Source organism: Brevibacillus halotolerans, from assembly GCF_026891775.1.
GTDB lineage: Bacteria > Bacillota > Bacilli > Brevibacillales > Brevibacillaceae > Brevibacillus_B > Brevibacillus_B halotolerans.
The window spans coordinates 1-14275 of record NZ_JAPTNK010000001.1 but is presented as its reverse complement, the minus strand read 5'-3'; the positions used below and the strand labels follow the sequence as shown (position 1 = coordinate 14275).

Below are 14275 nucleotides of genomic sequence, written 5' to 3'. Positions count from 1 at the left end.
TAATAAAAAAGACCGCAGGTGTTGGTAGCACCTACGGTCATACAATAGACCTATCCCTTCAAAGGGGTGGCTCATTTATTCTGTCAGAAGTAACCGCTGGAGTTGGGAATCTCAAGGGCGGTTACTTCTTTTTATGGAAGGACAGTATTAACACGACCAAAGTTGCAAAAGAGATCATCAGAGTCAATGCTTGAAATACCGTCATAGCTTCACCCCCTTCCTTTTGGAATAGGAGTGAGCCTACCACCCTTGAGAGAGCCGATTCTATTGTACTTAGCTATTATAGCATGAAATTTTTTCCTATTGTCTTATTATTTGTACTGTTTATCTGTTGCCTTAATATGGTATTATAATACAAGCAACATATAATAAAAAAGACCGCAGGTGAGTAAGGTAATTAGAGTCGATTGCAACATAAAAAACGCACCTTTTTGGATGCGCTTTTTTTATTTCTAGGAGGTTTCCCCTCTGTATCATAGATTTATCTAAATATGATACGTTATAATAAAACTATTCCCTCTAATTGGAATTGCGCTTGTTTTTTGGTATACTTTCCCTGATATGTAAGATTTGTTTTTTAATTAATTACGTTAAGGAGGCATTCTATTACGATGATTAAAAAGAATACAATCTTGTATAACACGTTTTTCTTTTTCCTGCCCCTTTATCTACTGTATATTTATCTAAACACTGAGCGTTTGCATAGCGATTACTTTGGAATAAGATTGATTCCGTTTGAAAAAATCATAGATTTCTTTACACACTTTGAATATTTTAATCGCTATGAATTACTAGGGAAGATTTTGCTTTACATTCCTATTGGGATTCTTATACCTCTGTTATTCAGTTCTATAAACAATATGCTAAGAACTTTTTTGTTTACCCTAATCCTTAGCTTTTTAATAAATTCAGTTAAAATAATAACTCAAGCTGGCTTCTTTGAAATCGACGATATCATCCTGAATGTAATAGGTGGTATGATTGGATTCGTACTTGTTAAGGGCTGGTTTTCATTTATTGCAATTTTGTTTAAACCTAAAGAACCTCAAAAAGAAAGCCGACTGCAACTTTAAGCAGCCGGCTTTTTCCTTAATTTATTTTCGAGCAACGATTACAATCTGGCCTTCTGCTCTAGTACCATCGTTACCTTTACTTAATAAGAAATAGTATTTACCTGGTCCTATATTTACAAATTTATCGGAATCAGATCCATTTAATTTCATTTTTACTTTCCCAATATAACTCTCGAAAATTCCATTCACCCGATAAAGCTCCATAGTAAAGTAAGGTAAATCGGTATCTGGTGTTTCTACATCAGTATAAATATATATACTGTTATAATCAGATTCTAAAACAAACTTATCTGTAGCAACATCTCCTTTTTTTAATTTAAAATCAAAATTATAGTCCATTTGCCAGAATGCTGTAGCAACTTCCTCTAAAAGTGCTTTGCCTGAACTAGCAAATTCAGCAATTTTATCTTCTACTACTTCACCTGCTCTTTCCTTTGCCTCTCTAGCTTTTTCTAATTCTTCTTCTGTAGCAATATGAGTTGACAAACGAATACTATTTTCGCTTATTTCTAGCTCGCTTCTTGTTTTCTCTTCAGATGCAAAGCTGACTGTCGGGATAGTTAAAAGTGATGCTAAGCAAGAAAAAGCAACGATACTTTTAAAGACCTTTTTCAAAATAAGCAACCCCTTGAAATAGAATATTTTTTCAAATGAATTATATTCAATCAATACAATATTTGTAAACATTTTGACAATATACAGCAATTTTTTAATGATTTGACATTCATTACTTCTTAATACAAAACAAAAGAAATGTACCTTTTAAGCAACTACAATATATTACAATTACTACAAATGCCTTTATATAGGGGATCAAAACATGAAGAGTTTTTTCAGACCAAGCATTATCGTTTTTCTCATATTTTTTCAATTGGGTATATATTATTGTGCCAAGTGAAAAAAGCAGCTTATTGTCTCCATTTCTTGCGGTTCTAGTATGTTCTACTTTAATTAGCTTGTTCGTAGAATGATACTGTTTACTCATTCCCTTAATGTGGTATTATAAGAATACAAGCAACATATAATAAAAAAACCGCAGGTGCGGGAACACCTACGGTTTGTACAATAGTTATCCCTCAATGGGATGGCTCAAGTCACGAAGTAAGATCGTCAAGCTTTCTACGGCTTAATGGCGATCTTACTTTTTTGTCATTTTGACAAATAGACCAATTAAAGCAATGATAAATGTTCCAAATGCAAACATTACCATAAGTGCTTCGTATACGGACATGAGCATCACCCCCTTGCTACTGTGACATGGGGATGAGCCAAGATCGCCATTGAGAGAGCCGATTCTATTGTACCTAGCCATTATAGCATGAAAATTTTTCCTTTTACCGATAAATTTGCATTTTTTACTATTAGTCATAAACTGATAATATAAATTTGAATAGCAAATCGAAAGGAGATAGTCATTTGAGAGTTGGCGTATATCGTCGAGTTTCTACAGAAATGCAACGCGATGACGGAGTATCACTCCAGACACAAGATGAACGACTTAAAGCGTTCATACAGAGCCAAGGCTGGACACTAGTGGCAAATTATGCGGACGAAGGTTATTCTGCTAAAAACATGGATAGACCAGCTCTAAAACGTCTTATAGAAGATATTAAGAACCAAAAAATAGATGTTGTCTTGGTCTATAAATTGGATCGTTTTGTTCGTTCAGTTTCTGACTTACATTACCTCCTACAGGTCATGGATAAGTATGACGTCAAGTTTAAAAGCTGCACAGAAGTATTTGATACTACAAGTGCTACCGGAAGAATGTTTATTACTATAATCGCTACTTTAGCTCAATGGGAAAGGGAAACTATTGCAGAGCGCGTATTCGATAACATGTTACATCGAAGCGAGCAAGGGAAACGAAATGGTGGCCCTGCCCCCTATGGATATAAACTTGAAGATGGCATCTTAACAATTGATGAAAATGAGGCAGTATGGGTACGTTATATGTTTCAAAAGTATAAGACTAATGGGGCACAAAATATTGCAAAGGACCTCAATGGTCGAGGAATTCGTACAGGAAAAGGTGAGGTTTGGAGCGACTATACAGTGCGCTACATTCTGAGGAATCCAATATATGCGGGTTATGTACGCTGGAATAACAGGAGCGCAGCAAAAGGTAAAAATGCTGAAACAGTAATTGCGAAGTACGAACAAGAAAACTTTGATCCTTTGATATCGAAAGATGAGTGGGATGAGATACAAGAGTTGATGAAGGAACGTAGTTTTATGGCTTTCAGGTCCGATAATCACTACCCTTTTTCAAGTGTGGCAAAGTGCGAAAAATGCGGACAAGCTTTTACTGGAGGGTTTAAGAAAAAGAGAAGTGGTGGAATACATCGTTTCTACAAATGTTCTGGCCGATTTCGCACAGGTATATGCAACATACCTGCTATCGCGGAACAATCAATTGAAAAAGCTTTCTTAGAAACAATGTATTTTTCTACATACGAGTACCTTACAAAGGAACCGGAAATAGACAAGGAACAAATAAAAAATGAACTTGTCCATATCGAAGGGAAAAAGGAACGTATAAAAGAATTATACGTGGATGGAGACATCGCAAAAGGGGATTATAGGAATAAAATTGCAGAGTTGCAGGAAAGAGAAAATGATCTTTTGTTACAGCTAGAAACTGAGGATGTTAGAGCTGATGAGGAAGAAATAAGAATGTGGATTAGTAGCGTTAAGGACAATTGGAACACTCTTTCGGACGAATCTAAAAAGGCAGCCGTGCATGCCATTTTCCGCAGCATCACGATAAGAATGGTTGAACCTCCAAAGTCAGGAAAATATCCAAAACCTCCTGTGGTGGAGATAGTGAATTTTGAATTAAGATAATTTGTTGTTTAATGGGTTACTTGTAGGTGGTTCGGTTCTTCTTGCATAGGGCATCCTTCTAGCGCATAAATTGCACCTTCATCTGTGCGGGAATACTCCTCCAAACCACGCTTCAGCATCGTTACGATTGTTGATTTCCCCCCGCTGACCGGGCCCATTAGCAACAGAATTCTTTTTCTTACGTCCAATCTTCTTGCTGCAGAATGGAAGTATTCCTCCACCAGTCGCTCAACACTACGATCTAAACCATAGATTTCACGTCCGAAAAATTTGTAACTCCTGCTACCATCTTCATTTTCTTCAATCCCATGGCTTTTAATCATGTTGTAGACACGTGAATGAGCCGTCTGAGCAATCTGTGGATGTTTGCGGACAAGCTCAAGATATTCAGCAAACGTGCCTTTCCACGTTAACTTTTCTTCACGGGCCCGGTGCTCTGCAATTCTTTGTAAAATATCCATGCAAGTCACTCCTCCCTAAACCAGCCAATAACTGTAGATTAATTTTTACAAATATATGTCCCGATATTTTTTAGCATTCTTGAGAAACCCCAAAATATCAGGCGAAAATTAGGTTCTCTCCTATGAGTATGCAGATATGCCCATCATGTTTCACTCAAGTAGTTAGAAGTTTTCATAAAAGATGAAACAATTCTGTCAAGTCATGCAATAGGCAAAAAAGTCAGTCTACGTTATAATGGATGTACTACAGTAAAGAAAGGAGCTCTACTCTATGGGTACGTTTATTGTTGGTGGAGTATTCGTCGTCTTTCTATTCTTCATCTTGACGGCTGGATATAACGAAGATAAGACCTGGAATATGTAAAGTAGAAGTTCGTACGATTCTGTGGCTGTATTCGTTTTTAGGCATTAATACGCTTCTAAATACTTATACTTTTCAAGATATTTTAACGCTTTGATAACCAGACGAGGCACATTTCCTGTGAGCTTGGGCTGGTTATTTTTAATAGGTAAACAAAAAAAATCTGAATCGATATGTTCCTAGCCAGTTCCTTTGTAGTTGGACTTATCGCTATTATAACGGTAGGGCACAGCTAAATGAAAAAATACTGATCAAAACAAGGCAATAATGGTTTGCCCAAAATACTCGGTGGTTTTGTTACACTGCAATGCCCATCTAAAATTATCGGGGGTAATCCGGAGATTTCGGACGTGGTTAAAGTCGGTGAGAAATCTGGACGCGATGTAAGTAAATATAAGAAGGAACTTATTGAACTCTCTAGCTTGCTTAACAATATTAGGAGACTCATATCATTCTAAAGAAGACAGCCCTTCGTGTGAAAGCCATAAAAATTTATAACGGTCAAATTAATAATCAGCGTATTGCTGGTCAAGAAGTAACATCCGCCCTATTACGCCAAGAAAGATTTTATCATTATTTCAGAAAATAGATTAAATGAAGTTCGAGCGCTATGAAAGAATTTTTCATAAAAAAAGCTGCCTTTTTTGGGCAGCTTAATTTTTCTGTTAATCGCTTGTTCTTTGTTTTTTTTCTTTGTCTATTCATTCCCAGTCTTATTCATACTTCCACTAATAATTGTCTAAGCTTTAGCAAAAACACCCTGACGATTTATAATTGCTTGATATAATTCCTCAATCGTCCCTCGTTGGTCTACCTGATAGGTAGGCTCCCCACGATCCTCCATGTAATTGGTCACCAAAAATGTTTTTACACCCAATTGACTTGCTACCATGTCTTCCTGCATATGATTTCCTACCATGATGCAATCTTCTGGTGCTACTTGTAGACGCTCACATACTTCACGATAATACTCCAGATTAGGTTTTGTGAAATGAGATGTCTCATACACCGTTACCCATTCAAAATCTTCGGGTGTTAATTCAAGCCATGCCAATCTCCCGTATATAGCTTCTTTTGGAAAAACAGGGTTTGTAGTAACAGCAATACGATAACCTGCCTCTTTCGCTGCTTCCACTAATTTTTTCCCCCATGGTGATGGATTGGTGTAGTGTGATAAATTGGGAAATAGCTCCACATAAAATTTTTCAAAGATAGGCCATACATCTTCTTTCTTCGTGCCACTCTTTTTAACGAAATTCTCAATGAATATCTGTTCGTTTGTTTTATCTGCTTCCTTATTAATAATCATTGCTTTTGTTGAATCCCATAGCCAACTAATCAATTGCTTTGATTCAAAGGCATCCCCTACAAACTTAGCTAACTCTTTTAGATAGTTCTCCACGAATTGATCAGTATGCATCTCTAATAATGTTCCATCTAGGTCAAAAAAAACGGTAGTTGCCTGTGACATAACTTCCTCCCTTTGAATACCCTACCTTATATTTATCTACAGAAAAACAACAAGCTAGTTTAATCCAATCCTGGAAAGCCAATCTGCCGTAGCCCTTCAAAAGTAACAATGGCTGCACAATTAGATAAATTCATAGATCTGGTTGCGCCTCCCATAGGAATACGAACAATTTGACTAGGATCGTATCTGTCCATAATTTCTTGTGGAATGCCACTAGTTTCTTTACCCAAGATAATAAAATCGCCAGGTTGAAAAGCGATATCGCTATAAGACCTTGTCCCATTTGTCTCTACAAAGAAAAAACGATCTGTTTTATGCTCATGAACTTGGGCGAAATGATCAAAATTATCGTAGTAGCTGATATTTACTGCATGCCAATAATCCAATCCCGCTCGTTTCAGAGCCTTGTCGTCAGTTGAAAAGCCAAGTGGACGTATAAGATGCAAATGAACACCAGTAGCTGCGCAAGTTCTGGCAATATTCCCTGTATTGGCTGGAATTAATGGTTCATGTAGTACGATGTGTAAAGACATAGACGCTATCTCTCCTCTAACAAACTCATTATCATCTTATCGTAAAAAAGATAATTCCGATATGCTTGAAAAAAGCTTTTAGAAAGAAAACCCTAAAGAACAGCTTCCCCCCAATTCAAAAGAAGCAAACTACTCTTTAGGGTTCTTGACCATTCTTAGTGATTTTGTAAGTACCAAATTATTTGATAAAAAAGCACTTTTTTAGGTTTTTCTTATCTGAACCTTTGCTGTAACAACATACAAAGTAATGTTTTAATTATCGATGGCCATCACATGAAAGAAGCGATACTTAATAGCAGGTGTATAAGCTGTAGAATCTAAATACTCCCAATAGCGATACTGCGCATTAAACGTGTGCGCATTCACTAACGGAAATCCCTGCTCATCCTTTGCTACGACAATTGTATTATGATCCCATCTCCCATCCCCAGTAAAATCATAACAAATGATATCGCCGAGTTCCAATTCCTGCGGAGATTCCCTTTGTTGAGCATAAAAAGGAGCCCCTCCTTTTGCCAACAATGATTCTAGACTATTTGCAATGGCCCAACTAAAACTCCATCCCTCTTTCCGATGACGATACCACCATCCTTTGGCCCTACTATTAGTAAATATCATAGGAATTCCACCTGCATGCAAGCATTGAGAAATAAAGTTGGTACAATCATCCTGAAAATAAGGATATGCCGGGTTAGGAGTTTCCCAATACGTATTTGCATAAGCAACAGCAGCTTCCCGATTATAACGATAGGATAGAACAACAGGATGGATTTTTGAATTCACTACATCATTAGGCAAACTATTATGTGAGGAACTACCCTGCTCTTGATTATTGTTCATGGAATTTGCCAAATCAGAATCATTGCCATGAAATAACGGCATTGGCATCCCCCACACCTGTTCGAATTTCCACAGGCTTCCGTCATCAGAGATTAATTTTATCTGTTCGTTGGTCTGTATTTCATAAAACTCAAGAGGGGCAGATGGAGTCGGTCTGTAATAAATTCTCCTATGGAGAAGTCCTGATACTATAACATTTGAAGAGCACGCTGCCTCATAAATAGGTGTTAGCTTTGTATGAACCGCATGCAATGACCAGCTTTCGGGATCGTATTGTCCATTCCTCCATTGAAGCCAAGCTTCCTGCCAATACCTAATCGCTTTCTTTGTTTCTTCCGTAAGTTTCATTTGTTGGGGCAAAATAGAAAAATTCAGGCTTAGAAGTGCCTTATCTATTTCTTCGAGATATTGGTTTACCTCAGTTCTCCAAGCTTCTCCCACCATATTACGTATGCTCCCTTCCATTTCGGGATGTACGCTTCCGATCAAGCATTTTCAACGTATAGCATTCTTAATCGGGCAACTAGCATCTATTGCTAATTATATGGTTAAGAGCCTTGACCCATGAGTATGCAATCCTCACAGCATTCAGCTAGTAAACCTATAACATTGTTTCTGTTATTTATCAATCGGTAATACCCCTTCTAAAGAAAGTAATTGTTCCTTAATGGATAGCCCTCCACCATAGCCGACCAAAGATCCATCCGCTCCAATTACTCGATGGCATGGAACAAGTAACGAGACCGGATTTTTGTTGTTAGCCCCTCCTACTGCTCTTACTGCCTTATCTGAACCAATAAAACAAGCAATTTCTTTATATGAGCGTGTCTCACCGTAAGGAATCGTAAGTAATGCATTCCAAACCTTTTTCTGAAACACTGTTCCATGCAAGTCTATAGGGAAAGTAAAGGTTTTACGTTTTCCTTGGAAATAATCCCGCAATTGTTGGTGGAGCTCATGGTGTTTTTCTGGTGTAGGACGATCTGCTAAGGTATATTGCCATTTTTTTGCCCAGCTTTGGACGGCAAGCATGCTTTCCTCATCTTGTCCAAATTGGATATAACAAACACCAATTTGATTCGTAACTAAAATCAATCCCCCAATAGGTGCATCCATATAAGAGTAATACAATACATTCATCCTTACTCTCTCCTTTATATTTAGCATTGTTATGTGCTAGATATTACGGAAGCAACCTTCTAGGTATTATTGTTCGCTGTCACGTTTTTTCCTTCTAGCTTTTTTAATGCTTTTTGTATCTCTTGCAAAACAGACTCATCTTGTTCCTTGAGATTGGCTAGTTCCAATGCTTTCACTACTAACTCTCCACCAATTCGTCCTAATGCCCACGCAGAGGTTCCTCGGATAACGGGACGTAAATCTTTATTCAAAAGCTCGATTAGATCTGGAATTGCTGACTTATCTCTAAAATGTGCTAAACCCAAAATGGCATTTCTTTGTATAGGCTTTTTACCGCGCCAAGCTGCTGCTGATTTTCCAAACCTTGCTTTAAATTCCTTATTTCCAATTGTAAGTAGGGGCTTTAGCAAAGGTTTAACTAGCTCTGGATCTGGTAAAGTTTCTGGGTGATGTGTAAAGTTCATCCCTTTATTTTTAGGGCATACCGTCTGACAGGTATCACAACCATATAATCTATTGCCTATTTTTTCACGGAATTCCTCTGGTATTTCGTCCTTCACTTGAGTAAGAAACGCTACACATCTCTGTGAATTTAGTTGCCCACCTTGAACTAAGGCCTGCGTTGGGCAAGTATCCAAACAAAGCGTACAGTCTCCACACTGATCCTCTATTGGCTGATCGGATGGTAACGGTAGGTTCGTGATCATCTCGCCTAGATAGACATAAGAACCGAATTCTGGGGTAATAATGGAACAATTTTTCCCTACCCATCCTATTCCCGCTCTTTCAGCTACAGCTCGATCAGACAGGACACCTGTATCTACCATAGATTCTAAACGTACTTCTGATTCCAATGTTTGAATAAAATCGGCAAGTTGGTTCAATTTATCACGTAGAATGTGATGATAATCTCCCCCCCATGCAGAGCGGGCTAAAATTCCTCTATACGCCTCAGGTTCTGATTTGGGAAAATTGGTCATCTTGGAGGGATAGGCAATAGCAATAGCGATGATCGAACGTGCCCCCTCAAGAGTAAGCTCAGGATACACCCGCTTATCAATGTCCTTCTCTTCAAAACCTGACTCATATCCTTTTTCACGATGCACGATCAGTCTGTCTTTTAATTCTAAAAAGGGATCTGCTGAGGTAAATCCTATTTTATCAATGCCTATTTCTGCTGCATAGCGTTGAATGGTTTCTTTTATTTGTTGCCAATATGCTGTGTCTAGAGATGGCTTCACCGGTGTTTAATCGCTCCTGTGGCCAATTCGTCGCAACGATTATTCCATTCATTGTCAGCATGGCCCTTTACTTTTACATAGCTAACCTGATGAGTTTCCATGAGTGACAGAAGCTCTTTCCATAGCTCCTGATTCTCCACAGGTTGGTTTTTGCTATTTTTCCATCCTCGCTGCACCCAGCCCACATGCCACCGCTGTTGAAAACAGTTTACAACATAGGCACTATCGCTATATATCGTAACCTTGCAGGGCTCCTTAAGAACCTTTAAAGCTTCGATAACAGCCTGCAATTCCATTCGATTATTTGTCGTTTGCTCAGCTGATCCGGACATCTCTTTTTTATGTTCACCATAAAACAGAACCGCTCCCCAGCCACCTGGACCAGGATTACCCGAGCATGCTCCGTCCGTATAAATTGTTACTTCCTTCATCGTCGTTCCGTTCCCTCCTTGGTTTCTATTTCTATTGTATAAAAGGACAGAGCCCTCTACAAAAATATTTCACTGAAATCTCTTCCCTCATGTTACGTGATCTGTTACGTAAAAACAAATGATTTCCCCTTTATTCCCATGTTTGTTATTGGCTTTTCCATGATCTGATTAAACATGCTGTATGTCGTTTGAACATGTACTAAAAAGCTTATAGTGCTGACGGAATTTTATATATTTCTAAAGAGTGATATACTATTTTATAATTTTGTATTTGAAAGGAGCATTTTTCATGTACATAAACATTGATTCTAATCTGTTAGAGAAGCTTCCTGATTTTTCTTTGGGAATGATTCATTATTCGGGAATGTCCCTCTCTAGCTCTCCCAAAATGCTAATGGGTCGCATGAATTATTTTATTGAATCTCTGCGTATAGAGCATTCTCTTGAAAGCATGAAGAATATCCCTAATCTAAGCTACTGGCGTGCAGGGTTTAAAGCATTAGGTATCGATCCTAGTCGATACCGCCCTTCTTCTGAGGCGTTACTGCGCCGAATTCTACAAGGAAACCCCTTTCATTGGGTAAATTCCGCAGTCGATGTAAATAACTTTTTATCAATTACGCATTTTCTTCCTTTTGGTTTATATGATGTTCACAAGCTACAACTTCCAATACGTTGTCAATTAGGTACAGAAAATGATGTTTATTCAGCTCTAAATGGACGTGACGTTACTATGAACGGAAAAATAATCTTAGCTGATGAGAATGGAGCATTTGGTAGCCCTATTGTTGATTCTCTCCGAACCAGTGTAACAACTGACAGCACAGAGCTCATACAGATCATCTTTATTCCACCAAATATTTCACCAAACGAACAGGAAAAAATAATTGGTTCCTCAGCTAGAATGATGATCGAGATCAATGGCGGTGACATTGTTGAATCCGCCATTATTTCAACAAAGTAAATCAAAAAAGACGAATTGCCTAGGAAGCAGATTCGTCTTTTTTTGTCTCTACAGTTTGTACCGCACGATTAGGGTAAATAACATGTTCTAATAACAAAACTAATAGCACACCCACTAGGAGTCCATTACTACATAAGAAACTCAGCATAGGATGCAGAGTTCGCCACGCATCAGGAGCAACAAACATGATACCTAATCCCAATAATAAAGAACAACCTACCACAATAATCGTTCGTTCATTAAAAGGAATTCTTTTAAAATCTCGTAAACCAAATCCTAGGATTTGGGCATACGCAACAAACATAGCTGCATAGGCAACTGGTGTTGGCAAGGTTGCTAGTATATTAGAAATAGAAGGAAGAAGCCCAATTATCATCATGAAAGACATAGCTAAAATAAAGGGTAATCTAGATGCAATCCTTGTCGTTTGTATAAACGCCGCAGCAAGTGTGAGTGGTATCATTCCTACAACCCCTGCCAATCCAGATATTAGATGGGACACACCGGTAAATACTCCACCTTTATCAAAGTGTCTCTTTTCCGCCTTTTCTTCCGTTGTTTCACCAATTACTGCAATGCTAGTTATTAAATTAGTTAAAAGAATTAGAGTTGTAAGTACACATGTTATTACAATCCCTAGATCCCAATGAAACGGTCCCCAGAAAAACAACCGGGGTAAAGCTATCAAACTCGATGATTCTCTAATAGGATCTGTCCAGCCCATTAAAGCATATGTTCCCCAACCTGCTAACATTCCGATTAATACTGCAAAGCTAGCAACAGCTTTTATTTTTTGACATAGTAACACAATCATAATAATAACAATAGAGGCTAAGGCAATACTAGGAAGTACAGTAGTTGAACCATGATACCCTACTCCTAGCATCCCTTTAATAAAATTACTAGCTAGTGATATTGCTAGTAAAATCATATAGGTCCCGGTTACAGCAGGGGTAAAAAGCTTCTGCAATTTACTTATAGACTTGGTGAAGCCTAAAATTAAAAAGATTAAACCCGAGATGACCATCCCAACCTGGAAGGATTGTCCTATTTCCATTGGGGCTAAGCCCATTGTAACACCTATTTGGCCTAACATAAGAAAAATACTCCACCATAACCCTGCAGGTGCCTCCATCATAGGATATCTATGACCAATCCAACCCTGGATTAGGGAGGCTAATCCAATATAAAACAAAGTCTGTTGAATAAATAAAGCTGTTTGGGCTTCGCTTAAACCATAAGCTTCACCAATGACAATAGGCACTGCAATGCTACACGAAAGAGTTACAATAAACCACTGCACAGCTGCTGGTATTGTTACCTTCCAAGGTGGTGTACTATGTAAGCCGTACTTCACACCGTCTTCCCCCTTACCATCTTCCTATCAAATGACTCTGAATTTATTTTCGAACCAAAATAACCTGCGCTGTAAGCAGTAATATAGTAATAAAAGCAAAAATGCTTTCTTCTCTATTGAAGAAAGCATTTCCTTTACGTATGGTGCCGGTAGAGGGACTTGAACCCCCACGGTTTCCCTCACGATTTTGAGTCGCGCGCGTCTGCCAATTCCGCCATACCGGCATGTTCAATTTCAAATAACCATCTCAATTTATTGCTCTATAAATCTATCATATTTTTCTATAAAAATCAACATATATTATCAATACTTGTAGAAAAATATCAAATCGTTTGAAATGGAGGAGGTACCCGGATTTGAACCGGGGATGAGGGTTTTGCAGACCCGTGCCTTACCACTTGGCTATACCTCCATATATGGAGCGGACGACGGGTCTCGAACCCGCGACCTTCGCCTTGGCAAGGCGACGCTCTACCAATTGAGCTACGTCCGCATAAAAAATGGGGCGATCGATGGGAATCGAACCCACGAGTGTCGGAGCCACAATCCGATGCGTTAACCACTTCGCCACGACCGCCATATTAACATTATAGTGGCAGGGGCAGTAGGAATCGAACCCACGCCAAAAGTTTTGGAGACTTTTGTTCTACCATTAAACTATGCCCCTACATAATAAAGGTGGCTCGGGACGGAATCGAACCGCCGACACGAGGATTTTCAGTCCTCTGCTCTACCGACTGAGCTACCGAGCCAAACATACTTGCCATACTCTTAATCAGAAATGGCGGAGCTGACGGGACTCGAACCCGCGACCTCCGGTGTGACAGACCGGCGTGAACTCCAACTTCACCACAGCTCCATAATTTGGTTGCGGGGACAGGATTTGAACCTGCGACCTTCGGGTTATGAGCCCGACGAGCTACCGAGCTGCTCCACCCCGCGACAATAAAATATTAAAATGGTGGAGGATGACGGGATCGAACCGCCGACCCTCTGCTTGTAAGGCAGATGCTCTCCCAGCTGAGCTAATCCTCCAGATAAATGGTGACCCGTAGGGGATTCGAACCCCTGTATGACAGCGTGAAAGGCTGCTGTGTTAAACCGCTTCACCAACGGGCCAAATTATGGCGGATGGAGTGGGATTTGAACCCACGAGACGAGTTGTCCCCGCCTACACGATTTCCAATCGTGCTCCTTCGGCCTCTCGGACATCCATCCATATGGCTCCTCAGGACGGACTCGAACCGCCAGCCTACCGGTTAACAGCCGGTTGCTCCACCATTGAGCTACTGAGGAACAATGTGAAAGAATTGTTCTTTCAAAACTAGATAATGAAGTCAGCATAAAGGCAATGTGGATAAGTCCTCGACCGATTAGTATTCGTCAGCTCCATGCATTACTGCACTTCCACACCGAACCTATCAACCTCATCGTCTATAAGGGGTCTTACTAGCTTGCGCTATGGGAAGTCTCATCTTGAAGGGGGCTTCACGCTTAGATGCTTTCAGCGCTTATCCCGTCCGCACATAGCTACCCAGCTGTGCCACTGGCGTGAC

At 39.3% G+C, this 14275-nt stretch carries 13 protein-coding genes, 12 tRNA genes, 1 rRNA gene and 1 pseudogene; 3 read left to right on the top strand and 24 right to left on the bottom strand.

The features are described from left to right. Positions 1-121: 121 nt before the first annotated feature. Positions 122-205: a putative holin-like toxin gene (locus O0550_RS00135; RefSeq protein ID WP_373408753.1), complete on the bottom strand. Its 84-nt coding sequence runs from the start codon at positions 203-205 to the stop codon at positions 122-124. Between the two features lie 406 nt (positions 206-611). Between O0550_RS00135 and O0550_RS00130 the strand changes: the two genes are divergently transcribed. Continuing rightward, on the top strand, positions 612-1073 hold the full coding sequence (locus tag O0550_RS00130; RefSeq protein ID WP_258425367.1) for a VanZ family protein: 462 nt from the start codon (positions 612-614) through the stop codon (positions 1071-1073). Between the two features lie 21 nt (positions 1074-1094). Here O0550_RS00130 and O0550_RS00125 read toward each other — a convergent pair whose 3' ends face one another. After that, the gene (locus tag O0550_RS00125; protein ID WP_157452809.1) at positions 1095-1688 is read right to left on the bottom strand and encodes a hypothetical protein; all 594 of its coding nucleotides are present in this window, start codon (positions 1686-1688) and stop codon (positions 1095-1097) included. 523 nt (positions 1689-2211) lie between these two features. Next, positions 2212-2304, bottom strand: a complete 93-nt coding sequence (locus O0550_RS00120) for a putative holin-like toxin (RefSeq protein ID WP_161555160.1) — start codon at positions 2302-2304, stop codon at positions 2212-2214. Positions 2305-2459: 155 nt separating this feature from the next. Here O0550_RS00120 and O0550_RS00115 point away from each other — a divergent pair, with 155 nt between their 5' ends. Beyond that, positions 2460-3920: a recombinase family protein gene (locus O0550_RS00115; protein ID WP_309304364.1), complete on the top strand. Its 1461-nt coding sequence runs from the start codon at positions 2460-2462 to the stop codon at positions 3918-3920. A gap of 23 nt (positions 3921-3943) precedes the next feature. On the opposite strand, the pseudogene O0550_RS00110 reads toward O0550_RS00115, so the two are convergent. From O0550_RS00110 to rnhA, 7 genes and pseudogenes are all read right to left on the bottom strand, one after another. Further along, positions 3944-4381 (bottom strand): annotated as a pseudogene (locus O0550_RS00110) (protein prkA); the annotation flags it as partial. Positions 4382-5481: 1100 nt separating this feature from the next. Next, on the bottom strand, positions 5482-6213 hold the full coding sequence (locus O0550_RS00105) for an HAD family hydrolase (RefSeq protein ID WP_258425365.1): 732 nt from the start codon (positions 6211-6213) through the stop codon (positions 5482-5484). Between the two features lie 59 nt (positions 6214-6272). After that, a complete protein-coding gene (locus O0550_RS00100) occupies positions 6273-6746 on the bottom strand; it encodes a tRNA (cytidine(34)-2'-O)-methyltransferase (RefSeq protein ID WP_003335381.1) in 474 nt (157 codons plus the stop codon). A gap of 252 nt (positions 6747-6998) precedes the next feature. Then, a complete protein-coding gene (locus tag O0550_RS00095; RefSeq protein ID WP_003335382.1) occupies positions 6999-8030 on the bottom strand; it encodes an amidase domain-containing protein in 1032 nt (343 codons plus the stop codon). Between the two features lie 174 nt (positions 8031-8204). Further along, complete coding sequence (locus tag O0550_RS00090) at positions 8205-8726, bottom strand: methylated-DNA--[protein]-cysteine S-methyltransferase (RefSeq protein WP_003335383.1); 522 nt, start codon at positions 8724-8726, stop codon at positions 8205-8207. Positions 8727-8785: 59 nt separating this feature from the next. Then, positions 8786-9967, bottom strand: a complete 1182-nt coding sequence (gene queG / locus O0550_RS00085) for a tRNA epoxyqueuosine(34) reductase QueG (RefSeq protein WP_258425364.1) — start codon at positions 9965-9967, stop codon at positions 8786-8788. After that, positions 9964-10398 (bottom strand): ribonuclease HI, encoded by a 435-nt coding sequence (gene rnhA, locus O0550_RS00080; protein WP_258425363.1) that lies wholly within the window; start codon positions 10396-10398, stop codon positions 9964-9966. Before rnhA ends, queG begins: the two co-directional genes overlap by 4 nt. A gap of 289 nt (positions 10399-10687) precedes the next feature. Between rnhA and O0550_RS00075 the strand changes: the two genes are divergently transcribed. Further along, positions 10688-11362, top strand: a complete 675-nt coding sequence (locus O0550_RS00075; RefSeq protein WP_258425362.1) for a B3/B4 domain-containing protein — start codon at positions 10688-10690, stop codon at positions 11360-11362. Positions 11363-11381: 19 nt separating this feature from the next. On the opposite strand, the gene O0550_RS00070 is transcribed toward O0550_RS00075, so the two are convergent. The 14 genes from O0550_RS00070 to O0550_RS00005 all read right to left on the bottom strand — a co-directional run. After that, entirely contained in the window at positions 11382-12719 is a 1338-nt protein-coding gene (locus O0550_RS00070; protein ID WP_163246349.1) for a purine/pyrimidine permease, read from the bottom strand. 141 nt (positions 12720-12860) lie between these two features. After that, positions 12861-12943: transfer RNA gene (locus tag O0550_RS00065), tRNA-Leu, on the bottom strand. 114 nt (positions 12944-13057) lie between these two features. Continuing rightward, positions 13058-13131: transfer RNA gene (locus O0550_RS00060), tRNA-Cys, on the bottom strand. A 5-nt stretch (positions 13132-13136) separates the two neighbouring features. Next, positions 13137-13212 (bottom strand) — tRNA-Gly (locus O0550_RS00055). Between the two features lie 8 nt (positions 13213-13220). Next, a tRNA-His gene (locus O0550_RS00050) sits at positions 13221-13296 on the bottom strand. Between the two features lie 16 nt (positions 13297-13312). Continuing rightward, a tRNA-Trp gene (locus tag O0550_RS00045) sits at positions 13313-13386 on the bottom strand. Positions 13387-13398: 12 nt separating this feature from the next. After that, positions 13399-13471 (bottom strand) — tRNA-Phe (locus O0550_RS00040). A 30-nt stretch (positions 13472-13501) separates the two neighbouring features. Next, positions 13502-13578: transfer RNA gene (locus O0550_RS00035), tRNA-Asp, on the bottom strand. A gap of 6 nt (positions 13579-13584) precedes the next feature. Next, a tRNA-Met gene (locus O0550_RS00030) sits at positions 13585-13661 on the bottom strand. A gap of 17 nt (positions 13662-13678) precedes the next feature. Continuing rightward, a tRNA-Val gene (locus tag O0550_RS00025) sits at positions 13679-13754 on the bottom strand. Positions 13755-13761: 7 nt separating this feature from the next. Continuing rightward, a tRNA-Glu gene (locus tag O0550_RS00020) sits at positions 13762-13838 on the bottom strand. A gap of 6 nt (positions 13839-13844) precedes the next feature. Further along, positions 13845-13937 (bottom strand) — tRNA-Ser (locus O0550_RS00015). A 3-nt stretch (positions 13938-13940) separates the two neighbouring features. Next, positions 13941-14015, bottom strand: a tRNA-Asn gene (locus O0550_RS00010). Positions 14016-14072: 57 nt separating this feature from the next. After that, positions 14073-14275, bottom strand: a 23S ribosomal RNA gene (locus O0550_RS00005); the annotation flags it as partial.

What these genes read in the sequence shown, in the direction of transcription:
- O0550_RS00135 (WP_373408753.1), bottom strand. Translation starts at nt 205, where the DNA reads ATGACGGTATTTCAAGCATTGACTCTGATGATCTCTTTTGCAACTTTG.
- O0550_RS00130 (WP_258425367.1), top strand. Translation starts at nt 612, where the DNA reads ATGATTAAAAAGAATACAATCTTGTATAACACGTTTTTCTTTTTCCTG.
- O0550_RS00120 (WP_161555160.1), bottom strand. Translation starts at nt 2,304, where the DNA reads ATGTCCGTATACGAAGCACTTATGGTAATGTTTGCATTTGGAACATTT.
- O0550_RS00105 (WP_258425365.1), bottom strand. Translation starts at nt 6,213, where the DNA reads ATGTCACAGGCAACTACCGTTTTTTTTGACCTAGATGGAACATTATTA.
- O0550_RS00100 (WP_003335381.1), bottom strand. Translation starts at nt 6,746, where the DNA reads ATGTCTTTACACATCGTACTACATGAACCATTAATTCCAGCCAATACA.
- O0550_RS00095 (WP_003335382.1), bottom strand. Translation starts at nt 8,030, where the DNA reads ATGGTGGGAGAAGCTTGGAGAACTGAGGTAAACCAATATCTCGAAGAA.
- O0550_RS00090 (WP_003335383.1), bottom strand. Translation starts at nt 8,726, where the DNA reads ATGAATGTATTGTATTACTCTTATATGGATGCACCTATTGGGGGATTG.
- rnhA (WP_258425363.1), bottom strand. Translation starts at nt 10,398, where the DNA reads ATGAAGGAAGTAACAATTTATACGGACGGAGCATGCTCGGGTAATCCT.
- O0550_RS00075 (WP_258425362.1), top strand. Translation starts at nt 10,688, where the DNA reads ATGTACATAAACATTGATTCTAATCTGTTAGAGAAGCTTCCTGATTTT.